The organism is Luteimonas salinilitoris (assembly GCF_041300785.1).
Classification (GTDB): Bacteria; Pseudomonadota; Gammaproteobacteria; order Xanthomonadales; family Xanthomonadaceae; genus Luteimonas; species Luteimonas salinilitoris.
In genome coordinates, this window is sequence record NZ_JBFWIB010000005.1 from 88,793 (window position 1) to 107,837 (window position 19,045).

Genomic DNA, 19,045 nt, shown 5'->3' on the forward strand with positions numbered 1-19,045 from the left:
AGGCGCACGCCATCCTACTGGACGACCAGGCACGGCATCCAGGCGGCCGGAACCCGGAGTCGTTGCCATCCGGGTTCGACGATGCTGCAATCCCGGCGAACCCGCATAGTGTCACTTCTTCTTCGGCCGCTTCCAGTGCTCGATGATCGCCTGCCGGGCACGCGCGACGGCCAGCTTGCCGTCGGGCACGTCGCCGGTGATCACCGAGCCGGCCGCGATGGTGGCGTCGTCGCCGATCGTCACCGGCGCCACCAGCGAGGCATTGGAGCCGATGAAGGCGCGGTCGCCGATGGTGGTACGGAACTTGTTGGCGCCGTCGTAGTTGCAGGTGATGGTGCCTGCACCGATGTTGGCGCCGGCACCGACGGTGGTGTCGCCGAGATAGGTGAGGTGGTTGGCCTTGCTGCCGACACCGACCGTCGTGTTCTTGGCCTCGACGAAGTTGCCGATGTGGGCGCCGTCGGCGAGCACGGTGCCCGGGCGCAGGCGCGCGAACGGACCGATCGTGACCACGCCCTCGGTGACGGCGCCGTCCAGGTCGCAATGGGCGCGCACTTCGGTCCCCGCCGCCAGCCGCACGTCCTTCAGCCGGCAGAACGGGCCGACGCGCACGCCGTCGCCGAGATGCACCTCGCCCTCGAACACGACGTCGGCGTCGATCTCCACGTCGCGGCCCACCGTCACCGTGCCGCGGATGTCGACCCGCGCCGGATCGGCGAAGCGCGCGCCCTCGACGCACAGCGCACGCACCGCACGCAGCTGCCAGGCGCGCTCGAGCTGCGCCAGCTGCCACGAATCGTTCGCGCCCTCGGCCTCCAGCGGATCGTCGACCATCACGATCTCGGCGGCGCTGAACTCGTCGGCGGCCATGGCGAAGATGTCGGTCAGGTAGTATTCGCCCTGCGCATTGTCGTTCGACAGCCGCTCCAGCCAGCCTTTCAGCGCGGTCGCCTCGACTGCGAGGATGCCGGTGTTGACGATGCCGATGCGGCGCTGCTCGTCGTCGGCGTCCTTCTGCTCGACGATGGCGGCGACATGGCCTTCGGAGTCGCGCACGATGCGGCCGTAGCCGGCCGGATCGTCGAGTTCGGCCGCCAGCACCGCCAGCCGGCTGTCGACCTCGCGCAGCCGCTGCAGCGAATCGGCGGTAAGCAGCGGCACGTCGCCGTACAGCACCAGCACCTGGGTGCCGTCGGGGACGCCGGGCATCGCCTGGCGCACCGCGTGGCCGGTACCGAGCCGGCGCGCCTGCTCGGCCCAGTGCAGGTCGGTCTGGTCGGCGAAGGCATCGCGCACCTGCTCGCCGCCGTGGCCGTGGACGATATGGATGCCGGCCGGCCGCAGCGCGCGCGCGGCCTCGATGACGTGCGCCAGCATCGGCCGACCCGCGACCTTCTGCAGCACCTTGGGGAGATCGGACTTCATCCGCTTGCCCTCGCCGGCGGCGAGGATGACGACGTGCAGGGGCGTGCTCATGACGGCTCCGGGCGGAAGATTGCGGGATTCTAACGGGCGCCGCTGCTAGCATGCGGCAACTCATGATCATCGCACCATGACTATCGACGCCCGATACTGCCCGTCATCCGCGGCTAACGCCGCGGCACGCGTTCCGGATCCGTGCCGTTGAGCCTGACTCGACAGTCCAGCAGCTATCTGGTGATCGGCGGTCTGCAATGGCTGCTGGACTGGGCGGTGATGGTCGCGCTCAGCCATGCCGGCCTGCCGGTGCGCCAGGCCAATGTCGTCGGCCGCATCTGCGGGGCGCTGCTCGGCTACTGGATGAACGGGCGCTTCACCTTCGCCGGCGAGGACACCACGCTCGGCCGCACCCAGCTGCAGCGCTTCGTGCTGATGTGGATGGGCACCACCCTGGTCAGCACCTGGGCAATCGGACAGGTCGACGATTACCTCGGCCTGAAATGGGCGTGGCTGGCGAAGCCGCTCGTGGAAGCGGCGCTGGCCGTGGTCGGTTTCGTGTTGTCGCGGCACTGGGTCTACAAGCGCTGAATCGACCCGCGGTGGCGGCAGGCGTGAATCACGATGGATCAGGGCCGCGGCGCGGCGCGCAACTGCGGCAATACCAATTCCAGCGGCAGCGCATGGATGGTGCCGCGGTGGCCGGTCACGGTGTGCGCCCGAAACAACGAATTGACGATCGCCTCCTCGGTGGCTTCGGCCACGGCCAGGAACAGAGCATCCATCGCGTCGTTCGACAGCAGCTGCAGCCGATGCGCGCGCGTGCCCGCCTGCATGCGGCTTTCCGGTGCGGTGGAGAATGCGATCACGTAGTCGCCGGAGCCGTTCGACATCGAGGCACCGGTGCGTGCCAGGCCGATCACCGCACGCCTGGCGAGCCGCTGCAGCAGGCGCGCATCCAGCGGCGCGTCGGTGGCGACCACGATCATGATGCTGCCGTCGCCGGCCGCGGGCGGACGGTCGGCTGCAGCGGCTCCGGCGGACGCGCCGAAACCCGCGGGATCCGGCAGCGCACGGCCGACCGGCACGCCGGCGATGACGAGTTCGCCGCCGTAGTTGCTCTGCACCAGCACGCCGACGGTATGGCCGCCCGCGTCGTCGGGCAGCCGCCGCGAACTGGTGCCGATGCCGCCCTTCCAGCCGAACGCCACGGTCCCGGTGCCGGCGCCGACCGCGCCTTCCTCGACGTTGTCGGCGGAAGCCGTCTCGAGCGCCTGCCGCACATGCCCGGGGCGGATCGGCCGCGCGCGAATGTCGCTGAGAAAGCCGTCGTTGGTTTCGCCGACCACCGGATTGAGCGAGCGCACCTGCGCCATGCCCGGCTTGTCCAGCATCCATTCGACCAGCGCGTCCGCCGCCTTCCAGACGCCGAGCGTGCCGGTGAGCAGGATCGGGGTCTCCAGCTCGCCCAGTTCCCGCACCTGGGTCACGCCGAGCAGTTTGCCGTAGCCGTTGGCGACGTGGATCGCGGCCGGAACGCGCTCGCGGTACAGGTCGCCCGGGTGCGGGATCACCGCGGTCACGCCGGTGCGGATGGCGTCGCCCTCGACGATCGTGGCGTGCCCGACGGCGATGCCGGGCACGTCGACGATGGCGTTGCGCGGCCCGATGGGCAGGGTGCCGATGACGACGCCCGCGTCGCGGGCGCGCGGACGGCCGGATGCGGTGCGGTCTCGATCCGCCGCGGCGCCGGTGGGCTGCCGCGTCGGTGCGTTCTCCTGCGCACTCGCCGGGAATATCGACACCGCCATGGATACCACCAGCAGGCTCGCCGTCGCCATCGCCTTGTGCAGAGGCATGTTCCACTATCCCATCGCCGAACGGATCGGGCGACCGTAGGCCGACATGGGCACTCACGCAAGTCGCCCCCGATCCACGGCCCTTCGTAGGAGCGGGCCATGCCCGCGATGCCGCGGGCGTTGAACGACGCGGGCATGCCCATTGCGCGCAGGCCGCGAGCACGCCGGTATCGCGCGTATGACGCGCTCCTACGAGGAGGCCGGCTCGATGCGCCGGCGGTCCGGGTCAGTGCTTGAGGTTCTTGCGCAGGCGCTCGAGCGCCTGCAGCTGCGCGGTGACCTCGGCCAGCTTCTGCTGCGCCTCGGCGACGTCCATCGCCTCGCCGCGGCCGGCGAGCACGCGCTCGGCCTCTTCCTTGGCGGCCTTCACGGCGGCCTCGTCGATGTCGTCGGCGCGGATCGCGGTGTCGGCCAGGATCGTCACCACCTGCGGCTGCACCTCGAGGATGCCGCCGCCGATGGCGAAGTCCAACTGGCTGCCATCGGCCTGGGTGACCACGACCTTGCCGGCCTTGAGCCGGGTGATCAGCGGCGCGTGGCGCGGCGCGATGCCGAGCTCGCCGAGTTCGCCGGTGGCGACCACGAGGGTGGCCTCGCCGTGGAAGATCTCGGCCTCGGCACTGACGATGTCGCAACGGATGGTGGTCATGTCTCTCTCGCTTCGCTCGTTCGATGGGATTGGGGATTCGGGATTGGGGATTCGCTGCACAAACGCCCGCGCCCCGTCTTTCCGAATCCCTAATCCCTAATCTCTAATCCCGGCTGTCAGGCGATCTTCTTGCCCTTCTCCACCGCCTCTTCGATGCTGCCCACCATGTAGAAGGCCTGCTCCGGCAGGTGGTCGTACTCGCCGTCGACGATGCCCTTGAAGCCGCGGATGGTGTCCTTGAGCGCCACGTACTTGCCCGGCGAGCCGGTGAAGACCTCCGCCACGTGGAAGGGCTGCGAGAAGAAGCGCTCGATCTTGCGCGCGCGCGACACCGCCTGCTTGTCCTCCTCGCTCAGCTCGTCCATGCCGAGGATGGCGATGATGTCCTTGAGCTCCTTGTACTTCTGCAGCGTGGCCTGCACGCGGCGCGCGGTGTCGTAGTGCTCGTTGCCGATCACGTTCGGGTCGAGCTGGCGGCTGGTCGAATCCAGCGGGTCGACCGCGGGGTAGATGCCGAGCGAAGCGATCTGGCGCGAAAGCGTGACCGTTGCGTCCAGATGCGCGAAGGTCGTCGCCGGCGACGGATCGGTCAGGTCGTCCGCAGGCACGTACACGGCCTGGATCGAGGTGATCGAACCGGTCTTGGTGGAGGTGATGCGCTCCTGCAGCACGCCCATTTCCTCGGCCAGCGTGGGCTGGTAGCCCACCGCCGACGGCATGCGGCCGAGCAGCGCCGAGACCTCGGTGCCGGCCAGGGTGTAGCGGTAGATGTTGTCGACGAAGAACAGCACGTCGCGGCCCTTGCCGGTCTCGTCCTTCTCGTCGCGGAAGTACTCGGCCATGGTCAGGCCGGTCAGCGCCACGCGCAGGCGGTTGCCCGGCGGCTCGTTCATCTGGCCGTAGACCATCGCCACCTTGGAGTCCTTCAGCGACTCCAGCTTGATGACGCCGGCCTCGGCCATCTCGTGGTAGAAGTCGTTGCCTTCGCGGGTGCGCTCGCCGACGCCGGCGAACACCGACAGGCCGGCGTGCTCGGTGGCGATGTTGTTGATCAGCTCGAGCATGTTCACGGTCTTGCCGACGCCGGCGCCGCCGAACAGGCCGACCTTGCCGCCCTTGGCGAACGGGCACATCAGGTCGATGACCTTGATGCCTGTTTCCAGCAATTCGCCGGTCGCAGCCTGGTCCTCGTAGCTGGGCGCTGCGCGATGGATCTCCCAGTGCTCGGTCGCCTCGACCGGGCCGGCCTCGTCGATCGGCTCGCCGAGCACGTTCATGATCCGGCCCAGGGTGCCGGTACCGACCGGCACCGAGACGGCCTTGCCGGTGTTCTCGGCGATCAGGTTGCGCTTGAGGCCGTCGGTGGAACCGAGCGCGATGGTGCGCACCACGCCGTCGCCGAGCTGCTGCTGCACTTCCAGCGTGATCGCGGTGTCCTTGACCTTCAGCGCGTCGTACACGCGCGGCACGCTCTCGCGCGGGAATTCGACGTCGACGACGGCGCCGATGATCTGGACGATCTTGCCCTGGTTGCTCATTTTGTGTCGCTCCGATTACTTGTTTCGTTGCCGGTTCTCACCGGCGTATCTGTTGTCTCGGGATTCGTGATTTGGGATTCGGGATTCGTAAAAGCGCGGGGCGCTGCTCTTCCGAATCCCCAATCCCGATTCCCGAATCCCACCGCCGTCGTCAGACGGCGGCTGCGCCGCCGACGATCTCCGAGATTTCCTGGGTGATCGCCGCCTGCCGGGCCTTGTTGTAGGACAGGTTGAGCGTGTCGATCAGCTTGGTGGCGTTGTCGCTGGCCGCCTTCATCGCCACCATGCGCGCGGCGTGCTCGGAGGCGACGTTCTCCATCACCGCCTGGTACACCAGCGACTCGATGTAGCGGGTCAGCACGTGCTCGAGCACGGCCTCGGCGTCGGGCTCGTAGATGTAGTCCCAGTCGTGGCGGGCGACCGGCTCGTCTGAGGCCGGCAGCGGCAGCAGCTGGTCGAACGCCGCGCGCTGGCTCATGGTGTTGACGAAGTCGTTGTAGACCAGGAACACCCGGTCCATGCCGCCCTCGCTGTAGGCGTCGAGCATCACCTTGATCACGCCGACCAGCTGCTCGACCTGCGGCGTGTCGCCCAGGTGGGTGACGCTGGCGAGCATGTTCACCTTGATCCGGCGGAAGAAGGTGGTCGCCTTCTGGCCGATGGTGACCACGTCGACCTCGACGCCCTGCTGCTGGTGCCCTCGGATCTCGCCGAGCAGCTTGCGGAACAGGTTGTTGTTGAGGCCGCCGGCCAGGCCGCGGTCGGAGGAGACGATCAGGTAGCCGACACGCTTGATCTGCTCGCGCTCGACCAGGTACGGGTGCCGGAACTCGGAGTTCGCCTGCGCCAGGTGCCCGATCAACTGCTTCATCGCCCGTGCGTACGGGCGCGAGGCCTTCATCCGCTCCTGTGCCTTGCGGATCTTGGAGGCCGAGACCATTTCCAGCGCACGTGTCACCTTGCGGGTGTTCTGCACGCTCTTGATCTTGGTTTTGATTTCTCTGCCGCCGGCCATCTTTCTCGCTCCGCGAGCCGGGAATGGGGAATGGGGAATGGGGAATCGTTAAAGCAATGCGCTCTGGCTTTTACGATTCCCGATTCCCGATTCTCGATTCCCGGCTTCTATGCTATTCCCGATTCTCGATTCCCGCCGGTTCAGAATGAACCGGTCTGCTTGAACTCTTCGATGCCCTTCTTGAATCCGGCCTCGATCTCATCGTTCCAGTCGCCGCTGCCGTTGATCTTGTCCATCAGCTCGCCGGCGGTGTTGGCGAAGTGCGCGTGCAGCGCCTCCTCGAAGGCGCCGATCTTGGCCACCGGCACGTCGTCCATGTAGCCCTTGTCGACCGCGTAGATCGACAGCGCCTGGGCGGCAACCGGCATCGGCGCGTACTGCTTCTGCTTCATCAGCTCGGTCACGCGCTGGCCGCGCTCGAGCTGCTTGCGGGTGGTCTCGTCCAGGTCGGAGGCGAACTGCGCGAAGGCCGCCAGCTCGCGGTACTGCGCCAGCGCGATACGGATGCCGCCCGAGAGCTTCTTCATGATCTTGGTCTGCGCCGCGCCGCCGACGCGCGAGACCGAGATGCCGGCGTTCACCGCCGGGCGGATGCCGGCGTTGAACAGGTCGGTCTCGAGGAAGATCTGGCCGTCGGTGATCGAGATCACGTTGGTCGGCACGAACGCGGACACGTCGCCGGCCTGGGTCTCGATGATCGGCAGCGCGGTCAGCGAACCGGTCTTGCCCTTGATCTCGCCGTTGGTGAACTTCTCGACGTAGTCCTCGTTGACCCGCGCGGCGCGCTCGAGCAGGCGGCTGTGCAGGTAGAACACGTCGCCCGGGTAGGCCTCGCGGCCCGGCGGGCGCTTGAGCAGCAGCGAGATCTGGCGGTAGGCGACGGCCTGCTTCGACAGGTCGTCGTAGATGATCAGCGCGTCTTCGCCGCGGTCGCGGAAGTACTCGCCCATGGTGCAGCCGGAATACGGCGCGATGTACTGCATCGCGGCCGATTCGGAGGCCGAGGCGGCGACCACGATGGTGTGGGCCATCGCGCCGTTCTCCTCCAGCTTGCGCACCACGTTGGCGATCGAGCTGTTCTTCTGGCCGATCGCCACGTAGATGCACGCGACGCCGGTGTTCTTCTGGTTGATCACCGCGTCGATCGCCACCGCGGTCTTGCCGGTCTGGCGGTCGCCGATGATCAGCTCGCGCTGGCCGCGGCCGATCGGGATCATCGAGTCGATCGCCTTGTAGCCGGTCTGCACCGGCTGCGACACCGACTTGCGCCAGATCACGCCCGGGGCGATGGTCTCGACCGGCGCGGTCTGCGCCGCGGCGATCGGGCCCTTGCCGTCGATCGGCTCGCCCAGCGCGTTGACCACGCGACCCAGCAGCTCCGGACCGGTCGGCACCTCGAGGATGCGGGCGGTGGTCTTGGCGGTGTCGCCCTCGCGCAGGTGCTCGTAGTCGCCGAGCACCACCGCGCCGACCGAGTCGCGCTCCAGGTTCAGCGCCAGCGCGAAGGTGTCGCTGCCGTCATCGGACGCAGGCAGCTCGATCATCTCGCCCTGCATCACGTCGGCCAGGCCGTGGATGCGCACGATGCCGTCGGACACCGAGGTGACCGTGCCTTCGTTGCGCGCCTCGGCGGCCAGCTTGACCTTGTCGATGCGGGCCTTGATCAGTTCGCTGATTTCGGAGGGGTTGAGCTGGGTGGTTGCCATGTCTGGTTCCTTTCGGATGCGCCGCGACTTGGCGACGCGCAATGTCTGAAACTAGTTGTAGAAACGAGGGGAGAGAAACGAGAAACGAGTACGCCTTCTCTTTTCTCGTTCCTCGTTTCTCGTTACTGGCTCAACGCACTCTGCAGCCGCGCCAGCTTGCCGCGCAGCGAGCCGTCGATGACCACGTCGCCGGCGGCGATCACCGCGCCGCCGATCAGGGCCTGGTCGACCGCCGTCTCCAGCTCGACCTCGCGGCCGAAGCGCTTCTTCAGCGCCGCGCGGATGCCTTCGAGCTCGCCGGCCTGCAGCTCGGACGCCGAGGTGACCCTGGCGCGCACGATGCGTTCGGCATCGGCGCGCAGCTGCTCGAACTGGCCGGCGATCTCCGGCAGCAGCGCCAGGCGCCGGTTCTCGGCCAGCAGCGCCAGGAAATCGGCGAACGCCTGGCCGGTGCCGTCGCCTTCGGGCTTCAGCAGCGCCACCGCGTCGGCGTCGTCGAGCCGCGGATGGCCGAGCAGGCCGGCGACCTGCGGATCCGCGGCCACGCGCGCCGAGAACGCCAGCGCATCGGACCACTGCGCGAAAGCGCCTGCTTCGCGCGCGATCGAGAACGCGGCGCGGGCATACGGACGGGCGAGCGTGAGGGCCTGGGTCATCGGATCAGATCTCCGCGGCCAGCTCGTCGAGCAGCGCCTTGTGCGCGGCCGGATCGATCTCGCGGCGCAGCAGCTTCTCGGCGCCGGTCACCGCCAGGAACGACACCTGGCGGCGCAGGTCCTCGCGGGCACGGTTGGCCGAAGCCTCGATCTCGGACTCGACCAGCGCCTTCTGGCGCGCGCCCTCGGCGATCGCCTCGACCTTGGCGGCGTCGACGATCTGGTTGGCACGCTGATGCGCCTGCTCGATGATCTCGTTGGCCTTGGCGCGCGCGGCCTTGAGTTCGTCGTTGACCTTTTCCTGCGCCTGCGCCAACGCCTTCTGGCTGTTGTCGGCAGCGGCCAGGCCCTCGGCGATCTTCTGCTGGCGTTCCTCGATCGCGCGCATCAGCGGCGGCCAGATGAATTTCCAGCTGAACCAGATCAGGATCGCGAACGCGATGCCCTGGCCCAGAAAGGTTGCGTTGATTTGCATCGTGTTGCTCCGCTATTGGCGAACGGGCGTCAGCGACGCCCGACCCTGTGATGCGCGACCCGATGGCCGCGCATCAGACCGGGAACCAAATCAGCCGCCGACGGCGTTGATGGCGGTGCCGATCAGCGGGTTGGCGAACGCGAAGAACAGCGCGATGGCCAGGCCGATGATGAACGCGGCGTCGATCAGGCCGGCGAGCAGGAACATGCGGCCCGACAGCATCGGCACCAGCTCCGGCTGGCGCGCGGCGCTCTCGAGGAACTTCGAGCCCATGATGCCGATGCCGATACAGGCGCCCAGGGCGCCGAGGCCGATGATGATGCCGATCGCGAGTGCGGTGTTGCCCTGGATGGCGGCGACGAGAGCGGTGACTTCCATGGTGATTCCTCAGATAACAGAGTGAGCGGAAAGTGGGGTGGGGTTGGCCGGACGCGCGTCAGTGCGCCTCGGACGACATCGACAGGTAGACCACGGTCAGGATCATGAAGATGAAGGCCTGCAGCGTGATCACCAGGATATGGAAGATGGACCAGGCCGCGCCGGCCGCGACCGCGCCGACGAAGGCGAGCGCGCCGCCGGCCTTGGCGCCCATGCCCGCCTCCATCAGCATGTTGCCGCCGGCCATGCCGAGCAGCGCGATCAGCAGGAACACCAGCTCGCCGGCGTACATGTTGCCGAACAGTCGCATCGCCAGGCTGACCGGCTTGGACAGGTACTCGATGACGTTGAGGCCGAAATTGGGCAGCGCGAGCACCGCCTTCATCCCGGCGCCCTGTGCGTGGAACGGCGCGGTGAACAGCTCCTTGCCGAAGCCGAATGCGCCCTTGGCCTTGACCGCGAAGCCGAACATCAGCAGCAGCACCATGACCGCCATGGCGGCGGTGATATTGAGGTCGGTGGTCGGCACGGCGCGGAAGTAGTGCTGTCCGGCGGCCGCGGCCATGCCCGGGAAGAAGTCCACCGGGATCATCTTCAGGGCGTTCATCAGGAACACCCAGACGAAGATGGTCAGCGCCACCGGCGCGACGAAGCGGCGGTTGCCGTGGAACACGTCCTTGACCTGGGTGTCGATGAAGGTGACGACGATCTCGATGAAGGCCTGGAACTTCGAGGGCACCCCGGCGGTCGCACGACGGCCCATCAGCCAGAAGGTGCCCATGGCCAGCACCCCCACCAGCAGCGAGACCAGCAGGCTGTCCACGTTCAGGGTCCAGAACGCGCCCTCGCCGATCGACACCTGCCAGTGCTGCAGGTGATGGGTGACGTATTCGCTGGGGCTGTCGCCGGCAACGCGGAGGAGATCGGCAGGAGTCATCGAAGCAACCAGGGCAAGCTCAACATGTACGCCAGGAACGCGACCAGGGCGCCCGCCAGCACGAATTCCGCAGGCAATCCGGCGCTTGCCATGGCCAAGGCCAGACCAGCACAGATCACCCCCCACTTCAGCATGGTCCCGACCAGCAGCCGGACGAACATGCGTCCGGCCGGAGCCACCGGCGAGCGTCCCGCGGTCCGCCAGCCGAACGCCGCGAATCCGACCGCGACCACGGCAGCGCCGGCGAGGAAGGCCGCCGCGGACGAACCGCCGGCGAGCACCGCCAGTAACCCCGCGCCGATCAGCCCGATCGCGATCTGGACCAACGGCAGCAGGAAGGCGGCGCGGCGGGTCCGGTCGGGTCGGGATTTATCGTGCTTGGGGGGCTGCAAAGCCGCAAAAGTATAGCAGTCGGGCGTTTTCAGCGGCAAGCGCCGGAAGCCTCCCTCTGCGCCGCCGGCGGGCTCGCCGACTGCGGGCCGGGCGTCGCCGGACCCGCCTGCGGAGGATTGCCGGAGATCCTGCATCGCCCCGGGGAACCTTCCGGGCCGGCCCCGGTCAGTCTTGGAGGGCCCGTCGTCCAATCCTCGTCGAATCTCCGCGGCGGGCTTCCAGCGCCCCGGCCTCACGGCCGGGGCCTGTTTTTTCCTTCGCCCGTTTGCGCGGACACGCAAGACCGATGGATTACGGCATCGGGATTGGTGCCCGCAGGCGGTATCCCGGGATTCGTTGCGTGCCCGCGCGGCACCGAGCCGCGCGGGCATGCGTCCGCCGCGTCAGTTGCGGATCTGCACGTCGTCGATGTAGACGTTGACGTCGTAGCTGGTCTGCGCGCGATACAGCCAGACCGCATCGAGCTTGACGGTACCGGCGGTGATCGCGCCGTTGGCGCCGCCGACCCATGCGTTCCACTGCGCGGCATCGGTCAGGCTCCACTCCACATAGGTCCACCGATTGGCCGGAAGCGTGCGGCTGGCGGAGCGCTCGGTGCCGTCGCTGTCGTCGATGCCCACGCCCACGCTCATTCCGGTGCCGCCCGCGTACACCCAGAAACCGATGCGGCCGTTGGCCCGGGTCAGCGACGTGTTGCTGCCGGGATTGCCGGAACCGGACAGCAGCCGCACCGCCCAATTCGCCGAACTCGACGTGCTGTCCTTGAGCAGCACCCGCAGCGAACAGTTGCCGTTCCTGCGCGTGGCGCAGTCGCGGGTCGCGGTGGAGGCTGTGGAGATGCCGGTGGTGCTGCCCGAGTACGCCGGGCTGGTGTTGAAATGGCCGACGCTGCTCTCGAACGAATCGAGGATCGTGGTACCGCCGCCGCTGCCCGGATTGAGCAGGCCGTAGTAGTGCCCCCAGTTCCAGTTGATGCCCGGATCGGTATGGGTCTGGCCGCTGAAGTGCTGGTGGCCCTTGATCTTGACGCTGGTGGGCAGCACGTTGATGCCGCTGCTGGGCGCGCCGCTGTAGGCCGCGGTGCAGCTGATCGCGCTGTAGCTGGCGCAGAAATGCCGCACCAGCGCCGCCGAGGCGTTGTACATCGCCGTCGTGTACCAGGCGCTGTTGTTGACGTAGCCCTCGTGCTCGATGCCCAGCGTGTAGCTGTTGTGGTTGCGCACGTGCCAGGCGGTGTGGGCGTGGCGCACCATCTGCGTCACCTGGCCGTCGGAACTGCGGATCACGTAGTGCGCGCTGACGTTGGCCGAGGCGTTCTTGAACCAGGAGATGGTCCCGGCGTAGCTGCCCTGGGCGGTGTGGATGGTGACCGCGCTGACCGAGGCACTGCGCGAGGCGGTGTAGTTCGACGCGTGCGCCGGGCTCCAGATCGCCGGGCCGTAGTCGGTGCTCAGCGGCTGCATGTCGGGCGCCTTGTCGGTTTCCGGCTTGCGCAACAGGCGCTCGCTGACCGGATCGATCGCATAACGCTCGGTTTCGATGCGGTCGCCTTCCACGTCCAGGCGCACGAACGGCGCGCCGAGCCGGGCCAGGGTCTCGGCGTCGAACGCCCGCTCCCAGGCGATCGGACGTTCCGGCACCACCATGCCCTTCTCGTCGACGCCGCGGTCCAGCGCCAGCAGCACATCGAAGGCGAAGCTGGCGCGGGCGTAATCGCCGATCGCGCTCTCGCCGGGGGCCTGGCCGAAGCCGGCATAGCGGACCAGCTCCGGCGCCAGCGATTCGGGATCGGACACCGACTTGCCGCGCAGATGGCGGTCGAGCAGCGCCGCGGCGGCGAGGATGTTGGTCGCCGGATCGCGCTTGATCCGCTCGACGGGCACGCCCAGCAGTGCGGCCGCCTCGCCGACCTGGTCGGCGAACCCGCCACCGGCGTACAGGCCCATCACCCCGTGCGCGTCGGGCATGTGGTGGTGGCCGTGGTTCTCCGCGGCGGGCGCGATCGGCTGCCAGCGGCTCTGCACGAAGGCGATCGCCTCCAGCGTGCCGCGCGGGATCGCCGGGTAGGCGGCATAGGCACGGCGGAAGTAATCCGGGTACGGCGCGCGCTCGGCGCGCAGGCGGGCTTCCTCCTGCCGCAGGCGTTGCTCCAGCGCGCGATCGTGCGCCGCCACGGACGGCGCGGACTGCCTGTCGACGGCTGCGTGCCGCGCGTCTTCCGATGCAACGGCGGCGGCGTTGGCCGTGGCCAGCGCAACGCCGCAAAGCATCGCCATCCTGAAACGAATCCTCATGTCCATCCCCTCTGCGCGCATTCGCGCCCTGTCGATCCCTGCCCCGAACCGGTCGCCCGACTACAGCAAAGTCCGGGCGCGGCGCACAGATGGGAGCCGCCCTAGGGTGGAGCACGAAGCGCGACGTGCTTCCGGCAAAAGGTGACGGTCCGTCACGTTTGCGGACTCGGGCTGGATTCTGGATTCGGGACGAGCCGCGACGCACTTTGCTCGTCATCCCGGCGCAGGCCGGGATCCAGTTGCCTTTCGGGCGCGTCGAAATGGATCCCGGCCTGCGCCGGGATGGCGGGATGCCGGCCCGCCCCGAATCCCGAGTCCCGAACTTACTTCCGCTTCTGGATATAAAGATCGGTGATGGTGCCGTCGTAGACCTCGGCCGCCATCGCCACCGATTCGCTCAGCGTGGGGTGCGGATGGATGGTGTGGCCGATGTCGGCGGCCTCGGCGCCCATCTCGATCGCCAGCGCGATCTCGGCGATCAGGTCGCCGGCGTGCGGGCCGATGATCGCGCCGCCGATCACGCGGTGGGTGGCCTCGTCGAACAGCAGCTTGGTGAAGCCTTCGCTGCGGCCGATGCCGACCGCGCGCGCCGAGGCCGCCCACGGGAACTTGCCGACGCCGACCTTGAGCCCCTTCGCCTTCGCCTCGGTCTCGGTCACGCCGACCCAGGCGATCTCGGGGTCGGTATAGGCCACCGACGGAATCACCCGCGCGACCCACTCTTTCTTCTCGCCGGCGGCCACTTCCGCCGCCAGCCTGGCCTCGTGGGTCGCCTTGTGCGCCAGCATCGGCTGGCCGACGACGTCGCCGATGGCGAAGATGTGCGGCACGTTGCTGCGCATCTGCCGGTCGACGTCGATGAAGCCGCGCTCGCCCACGCGCACGCCGGCCTTGTCGGCGTCGATCTTCGCACCGTTCGGCACCCGGCCCACCGCCACCAGCACCCGGTCGAACAGTTTGGCGTCGGGGACGCTCTCGCCCTCGAACGTGCAGACGATGCCGTTCTTCTGCGCCTTGGCCTCGACCACCTTGGTCTTGAGGTGGATCGCCACGCCCTGCTTCTTCAACCGGTCGGCGAGCGGCTTGACCAGGTCCTTGTCGGTGCCTGGCATCAGCTGCTCGGCCAGTTCCACCACGGTGATCTCGCTGCCGAGCGCGTGGTACACCGTCGCCATCTCCAGGCCGATGATGCCGCCGCCGACCACCAGCAGCTTCTTCGGGATGTCCGTGAGCTCTAGGGCGTCGGTGGAATCCATCACCCGCGGGTCGTCCCAGGGGAACCCCGGCAGCTTCAGCGCCTGGCTGCCGGCGGCGATGATGCACTGCTCGAAGCGGATCAGCTGGGTCTTGCCGTCGTCGCCCCGCACCTCGAGCTCGTTGGGCGAGACGAACGCGCCGCTGCCGGTGACCACCCGCACCTTGCGCTGCTTCGCCATCCCGGCCAGGCCCTTGTTGAACTGGCCGACCACCTTGTCCTTGTGGCCGCGCAGGCCGTCGAGGGCGATCTTCGGCTTGCCGAAGGCGATGCCGTAGTCGGCCGCATGCGCGGCCTCGTCGATCACCGCGGCGGCGTGCAGCAGCGCCTTGGACGGAATGCAGCCGACATTGAGGCAGACGCCGCCGAGCGCCTGGTAGCGCTCGACCAGCACCGTGTCGAGCCCGAGATCGGCGGCACGGAACGCGGCGGTGTAGCCGCCGGGGCCGGAGCCGAGCACCACCAGGGCGCATTCGACGTCGGCCTGGCGGCCGCTGTGCGCGGCTGGCCTGGCCGCCGGCGGTTCTGTCGGCGCACCCGGCGACTTCGCGACCGGCGGCTTCGAGGGACCGCCGTCAGGAGCATCGGATGCGCCCGCGTCCGACGCCTTCGTCCTGCCGTCGTCGCCGGAGGCGCCGTCTTCCGCGTCTTCGGTTTCGAGCAGCACGACCACCTTGCCCTCGGACACGCTGTCGCCGACACCGACCTTCACCTCCTTGATCACGCCGGCGGCGGACGAGGGCACCTCCAAGGTCGCCTTGTCGGATTCCAGGGTGATCAACCCCTGGTCCTTGTCCACGCGGTCGCCGGGCGCGACCAGCACCTCGATCACCGGCACGTCGGAAAAGTCGCCGATGTCCGGCACCTTGATCTCGATGGTCTGGGCCATGGGGGGAACGCTCCTTCAGGATTCGGATGTGGGGGGCGCGGCGGGCGCGTCCGGGGCCGCGTCTTCGGCGATCTCCCGTTCCACGTCCTGTTGCGCGTCGTTGCCGGCCAGCGCGACGCGCTCGTGCCGCGACAGGTCGTCGTCGCCGGAGGTGTCCTGCGCGGCGGCGGCTTCCGCCTGTGCCTCTCCGCGCAGCGCGGCGAACGCGGCCTCCCCGTGCAACCCGAACAGGCTGCGCAGGTGCAGATCGCGCTGCGGGAACGGAATCTCGATGCCGTGGCGCCTGAGTGCGGTGTCCAGCTCCCACAGGTAGGCCGCCTCGATCGCTGCGTTGCGGCGCGCCGCGGCCTCGTTGAGCCAGACCGCCAGGATGAACTCGACCGCGCTGTCGCCGAAGTTGACCAGCCATACCTGCGGGCGGCGGTCGCCCTCGGTGGCCAGGGTGAACGGCACCGCGGCGGCGGCCTCGAGCGCGGCCTTCTTCACCAGCTCCTTGTCCACGCCGTAGGCGACGCCGAAGCGCACCCGGATCCGGCGGTGGATCGAGCCGTGGGTCCAGTTGACCACGCGGCCGCTGACGAACTCGGAATTGGGGACGATGACGTCGATGTTGTCGTTGGTGGTGATCAGCGTGGCGCGGATGTTGATCGCGCGCACGGTGCCGCGCAGGTTGTCGTCGAGCTGCACGAAGTCGCCCACTTTCAGCGAGCGGTCGAACAGCAGGACCAGGCCGGAGATGAAATTGCTGAAGATGGCCTGCAGACCGAAGCCCAGGCCCACGCCGATGGCGCCGGCGAAGATCGCGAACTTGGTGACGGGAATGCCGGCCAGGTCCAGCGCCACCAGAAAGCCCACCACCAGCAGCAGGTAATGCACCAGGCGCGAGACGGTGTACAGCGCGGCCGCATTGACGTTCTCGTAGCGCCTGCCGTAACGCGCGATCGCACGCCGCAACAGCGCCGACATCAGCCACGCGACCAGCAGCGCGACCACCGCGAACAGCAGCCCGCCTACGGTCAGGCGCAGGCCGGACACGGCGACCAACGGCTGCTCGAACAGCGGTTGCAAGCCGTTCCAACCGCGTTCGACCGCCCCGCCCACGTCGGGCAGGCGCTCCGCCGGAGGCGCGGGCCGGGGCGCGGTCATTGCTGCGCGGGCGCCGGCGGGATCACGGTGTTCTGGTCGTACACCAGCCGCCATTCGCCCTGCTCGCGCGCGAACACCAGCGACAGCAGCGCCTCGCGCCGGGTGGCGTAGCTGCCGTCGTCCTGGCGCTGCTGCGACAGGTAGTGCACCAGGGCGATGCCGGTGTCGCCGAACTCGCGCACCTGTCGCACCTCGAAGCGCATGCGCCAGCCGTCCTCGGCGAACCAGTCCACGTGCAGCTGCCGGAACTCCTCGCGCGTGGTCAGCACCTTGCCGTTGGGCAGGATCAGGGTCAGCGCGTCGCCGCGGGTGACGGTGACCAGCAGCGCGTCCAGGTCGCGCGCCTGGATCGCCTGCAGATGGCGGCCGAGGGTTTCACGCAGCGGCGCGGCGGCACCGCGCTCCTGCGCCACGGCCGCGGCCGTGGCCAGCAGCAGGCATCCACCCAGGAGCAGGGCGCGCCGGCAATGCGCCCGGCTCACAGCAGCACCCGGCGCATGTCGCCGAGCAGCTGCGCCAGGTACGCGGTGAAGCGTGCCGCGGCGGCGCCGTCGATCACGCGGTGGTCGTAGGACAGCGACAGCGGCAGGGCCAGGCGCGGCTGGAAGGCCTTGCCGTCCCAGACCGGCTTCATCGCCGATTTCGACACGCCCAGGATCGCCACTTCCGGCGCGTTGACGATCGGGGTGAAGCTGGTGCCGCCGATGCCGCCGAGCGAGCTGATCGAGAAGCAGCCGCCCTGCATTTCCGACGGACCGAGCTTGCCGTCGCGGGCCTTCTTCGCCAGCGCGGCGCTTTCCTGGGCGATCTCGATCACGCCCTTGCGGTCGCAGTCGCGCACCACCGGCACCACCAGGCCGTTCGGCGTGTCGGCGGCGAAACCGATGTGGAAGTACTTCTTCAGCGTGAGGGTTTCGCCGGCGGCGTCGAGCGAGGCGTTGAACTGCGGATACTTCTGCAAGGCGGCGACGCTGCCCTTCATCAGGAAGGCGAGCATGGTCAGCTTGATGCCCGCCTTCTCGTTCTCCTTGTTCAAGGCGACGCGCAGCGCTTCCAGCTCGGTGACGTCGGCGTCGTCGTGCTGGGTGACGTGCGGGATCATCGCCCAGTTGCGGGCGAGGTTGGCGCCGGAGATCTTCTGGATCCGCGACAGCGGCTTTTCCTCGGTCTCGCCGAACTTGGAGAAGTCGACCTTCGGCCACGGCAGCAGATTGAGCCCGCCACCGCCGGCGGGCGCGCCGGCCGCGGCACCACCGCCCTGCAGCGCTGCCTTGACGAACTGCTGTACGTCCTCCTTCGCGATGCGGCCGCCGCGCGCGCTGCCCTTGACCCGCAGCAGGTCGACGCCGAGTTCGCGCGCGAACAGGCGCACCGCCGGGCTGGCGTAGGGCACCTTGTCGGGCATCACTGCGTCGGCGTCGAAACGCACCGGCGGTTCGCTGCCGCCAGGGGTACGGCGCTCCATCGAGGCCTGTGCGATGTTGTCCGGCTTGCGGCCGGGCGAGGCCGGCTCGGCGACGGTGTCGTCGGTCTTGTCGGCGGGCTGTGGCGCCGCGGCCTGCGCCGGGGACGCCTTGGCCGGCGCGGCGGCCTCGGCCCCCTCGATCCGCGCGACCACGCTGCCCTCGGACACGTTGTCGCCGACCTTGACCTTGAGTTCCTTGACCACGCCGGCGAACGGCGCCGGCACTTCCATCGTCGCCTTGTCCGATTCCAGCGTGACCAGGCCCTGGTCCTGCTCGACCGTATCGCCGACCGCGACCAGCACCTCGATCACCGGCACGTCGTCGTAGTCGCCGATATCGGGCACCACGGCATCCCGTACGCCGGCGGTGGCGGATGGCTTGCCTGCGGCGGGCGCAGGCGGCTGCTCCGCCGCGGGGGCCTTGGCGGGCTGCGGCGGAGCGGGCTTTTCGTTCCCTGCGGCGGATTCGGCCTTCGCCGCTTCGGGCTTGCCGGAGGCATCGCTCGTGTCCGTGTCCGTGTCCGCATCCGCCTCGATCATCGCGACCACGCTGCCTTCGGAGATCTTGTCGCCGACCTTGACCTTGACCTCCTTGACCGTACCGGCAAACGGCGCCGGCACTTCCATCGTCGCCTTGTCCGATTCCAGCGTGACCAGGCCCTGGTCCTGTTCCACGCGATCACCGACGGCGACCAGGACTTCGATCACCGGCACGTCGTCATAGCCGCCGATATCCGGGACGCGTGCTTCTTTCAGGTCGGCCATGCGGCGCTCCGCGATGCGAGGGGGAGATCCGTATTGTGGCCGGATGAACGCCGGCCGCCAACCGCGCCCTCGAAACTGACGGAGCGGTATCCGGTGAAACCGTCGTGACGAGGGCGACGTCCTGCGACACCGGTGATGCCGCCGCCTGGTTGGAGAGCGGTGTGCGGCCTTCGGACGGACGTCGCGCCCTGGCGGCCGGGGAATCGCTT

The 19,045-nt window shown here is 68.7% G+C and carries 17 protein-coding genes; 1 reads left to right on the top strand and 16 read right to left on the bottom strand.

Going from position 1 to position 19,045, the window contains the following annotated elements:
- Positions 1–111 precede the first annotated feature (111 nt).
- Positions 112–1,476: a bifunctional UDP-N-acetylglucosamine diphosphorylase/glucosamine-1-phosphate N-acetyltransferase GlmU gene (glmU, locus tag AB5T46_RS10155; protein WP_370563808.1), complete on the bottom strand. Its 1,365-nt coding sequence runs from the start codon at positions 1,474–1,476 to the stop codon at positions 112–114.
- 147 nt (positions 1,477–1,623) lie between these two features.
- On the opposite strand from glmU, the gene AB5T46_RS10160 reads away from it, so the two are divergent.
- Positions 1,624–2,007 (top strand): GtrA family protein, encoded by a 384-nt coding sequence (locus AB5T46_RS10160; RefSeq protein WP_149194304.1) that lies wholly within the window; start codon positions 1,624–1,626, stop codon positions 2,005–2,007.
- A gap of 38 nt (positions 2,008–2,045) precedes the next feature.
- On the opposite strand, the gene AB5T46_RS10165 is transcribed toward AB5T46_RS10160, so the two are convergent.
- The 15 genes from AB5T46_RS10165 to aceF form a co-directional block, all read right to left on the bottom strand.
- Positions 2,046–3,275: a DmpA family aminopeptidase gene (locus AB5T46_RS10165; RefSeq protein WP_370563809.1), complete on the bottom strand. Its 1,230-nt coding sequence runs from the start codon at positions 3,273–3,275 to the stop codon at positions 2,046–2,048.
- 226 nt (positions 3,276–3,501) lie between these two features.
- Positions 3,502–3,924 carry a F0F1 ATP synthase subunit epsilon gene (locus tag AB5T46_RS10170; protein WP_370563810.1) on the bottom strand — a complete coding sequence of 141 codons (423 nt, stop codon included), beginning with the start codon at positions 3,922–3,924 and terminating at the stop codon, positions 3,502–3,504.
- A gap of 116 nt (positions 3,925–4,040) precedes the next feature.
- Entirely contained in the window at positions 4,041–5,462 is a 1,422-nt protein-coding gene (atpD, locus tag AB5T46_RS10175; protein WP_370563811.1) for a F0F1 ATP synthase subunit beta, read from the bottom strand.
- A gap of 151 nt (positions 5,463–5,613) precedes the next feature.
- Positions 5,614–6,477 (bottom strand): F0F1 ATP synthase subunit gamma, encoded by an 864-nt coding sequence (gene atpG / locus AB5T46_RS10180; RefSeq protein WP_370563812.1) that lies wholly within the window; start codon positions 6,475–6,477, stop codon positions 5,614–5,616.
- Between the two features lie 140 nt (positions 6,478–6,617).
- Complete coding sequence (gene atpA / locus AB5T46_RS10185) at positions 6,618–8,183, bottom strand: F0F1 ATP synthase subunit alpha (protein ID WP_370563813.1); 1,566 nt, start codon at positions 8,181–8,183, stop codon at positions 6,618–6,620.
- Positions 8,184–8,305: 122 nt separating this feature from the next.
- Positions 8,306–8,839, bottom strand: coding sequence for a F0F1 ATP synthase subunit delta (locus tag AB5T46_RS10190; RefSeq protein WP_370563814.1), 534 nt, complete (start codon positions 8,837–8,839; stop codon positions 8,306–8,308).
- A 4-nt stretch (positions 8,840–8,843) separates the two neighbouring features.
- Complete coding sequence (locus AB5T46_RS10195; RefSeq protein ID WP_370563815.1) at positions 8,844–9,314, bottom strand: F0F1 ATP synthase subunit B; 471 nt, start codon at positions 9,312–9,314, stop codon at positions 8,844–8,846.
- A 90-nt stretch (positions 9,315–9,404) separates the two neighbouring features.
- On the bottom strand, positions 9,405–9,692 hold the full coding sequence (atpE, locus tag AB5T46_RS10200; protein WP_149194313.1) for a F0F1 ATP synthase subunit C: 288 nt from the start codon (positions 9,690–9,692) through the stop codon (positions 9,405–9,407).
- A gap of 58 nt (positions 9,693–9,750) precedes the next feature.
- A complete protein-coding gene (atpB, locus tag AB5T46_RS10205) occupies positions 9,751–10,629 on the bottom strand; it encodes a F0F1 ATP synthase subunit A (protein ID WP_370563816.1) in 879 nt (292 codons plus the stop codon).
- Positions 10,626–11,060 (bottom strand): hypothetical protein, encoded by a 435-nt coding sequence (locus AB5T46_RS10210; protein WP_370563817.1) that lies wholly within the window; start codon positions 11,058–11,060, stop codon positions 10,626–10,628. The genes atpB and AB5T46_RS10210 overlap by 4 nt, the downstream gene beginning before the upstream one ends.
- 345 nt (positions 11,061–11,405) lie before the next feature.
- Positions 11,406–13,298 carry an N-acetylmuramoyl-L-alanine amidase gene (locus AB5T46_RS10215; protein ID WP_370563818.1) on the bottom strand — a complete coding sequence of 631 codons (1,893 nt, stop codon included), beginning with the start codon at positions 13,296–13,298 and terminating at the stop codon, positions 11,406–11,408.
- Positions 13,299–13,639: 341 nt separating this feature from the next.
- Positions 13,640–15,460: a dihydrolipoyl dehydrogenase gene (gene lpdA / locus AB5T46_RS10220; protein ID WP_370563819.1), complete on the bottom strand. Its 1,821-nt coding sequence runs from the start codon at positions 15,458–15,460 to the stop codon at positions 13,640–13,642.
- 15 nt (positions 15,461–15,475) lie between these two features.
- Positions 15,476–16,606, bottom strand: a complete 1,131-nt coding sequence (locus tag AB5T46_RS10225; protein ID WP_370563820.1) for a mechanosensitive ion channel family protein — start codon at positions 16,604–16,606, stop codon at positions 15,476–15,478.
- The gene (locus AB5T46_RS10230) at positions 16,603–17,088 is read right to left on the bottom strand and encodes a YybH family protein (RefSeq protein WP_370563821.1); all 486 of its coding nucleotides are present in this window, start codon (positions 17,086–17,088) and stop codon (positions 16,603–16,605) included. The genes AB5T46_RS10225 and AB5T46_RS10230 overlap by 4 nt, the downstream gene beginning before the upstream one ends.
- Positions 17,085–18,836, bottom strand: a complete 1,752-nt coding sequence (gene aceF, locus AB5T46_RS10235) for a dihydrolipoyllysine-residue acetyltransferase (protein WP_370563822.1) — start codon at positions 18,834–18,836, stop codon at positions 17,085–17,087. Before aceF ends, AB5T46_RS10230 begins: the two co-directional genes overlap by 4 nt.
- Positions 18,837–19,045: the final 209 nt, after the last annotated feature.

Bases quoted from the DNA above. Each gene is read 5' to 3' on its own strand.
- atpG (WP_370563812.1), bottom strand. From the start codon at position 6,477: ATGGCCGGCGGCAGAGAAATCAAAACCAAGATCAAGAGCGTGCAGAAC.
- AB5T46_RS10165 (WP_370563809.1), bottom strand. From the start codon at position 3,275: ATGCCTCTGCACAAGGCGATGGCGACGGCGAGCCTGCTGGTGGTATCC.
- glmU (WP_370563808.1), bottom strand. From the start codon at position 1,476: ATGAGCACGCCCCTGCACGTCGTCATCCTCGCCGCCGGCGAGGGCAAG.
- AB5T46_RS10190 (WP_370563814.1), bottom strand. From the start codon at position 8,839: ATGACCCAGGCCCTCACGCTCGCCCGTCCGTATGCCCGCGCCGCGTTC.
- atpA (WP_370563813.1), bottom strand. From the start codon at position 8,183: ATGGCAACCACCCAGCTCAACCCCTCCGAAATCAGCGAACTGATCAAG.
- AB5T46_RS10170 (WP_370563810.1), bottom strand. From the start codon at position 3,924: ATGACCACCATCCGTTGCGACATCGTCAGTGCCGAGGCCGAGATCTTC.
- AB5T46_RS10215 (WP_370563818.1), bottom strand. From the start codon at position 13,298: ATGGCGATGCTTTGCGGCGTTGCGCTGGCCACGGCCAACGCCGCCGCC.
- AB5T46_RS10195 (WP_370563815.1), bottom strand. From the start codon at position 9,314: ATGCAAATCAACGCAACCTTTCTGGGCCAGGGCATCGCGTTCGCGATC.
- lpdA (WP_370563819.1), bottom strand. From the start codon at position 15,460: ATGGCCCAGACCATCGAGATCAAGGTGCCGGACATCGGCGACTTTTCC.
- atpD (WP_370563811.1), bottom strand. From the start codon at position 5,462: ATGAGCAACCAGGGCAAGATCGTCCAGATCATCGGCGCCGTCGTCGAC.
- aceF (WP_370563822.1), bottom strand. From the start codon at position 18,836: ATGGCCGACCTGAAAGAAGCACGCGTCCCGGATATCGGCGGCTATGAC.
- atpE (WP_149194313.1), bottom strand. From the start codon at position 9,692: ATGGAAGTCACCGCTCTCGTCGCCGCCATCCAGGGCAACACCGCACTC.
- AB5T46_RS10225 (WP_370563820.1), bottom strand. From the start codon at position 16,606: ATGACCGCGCCCCGGCCCGCGCCTCCGGCGGAGCGCCTGCCCGACGTG.
- atpB (WP_370563816.1), bottom strand. From the start codon at position 10,629: ATGACTCCTGCCGATCTCCTCCGCGTTGCCGGCGACAGCCCCAGCGAA.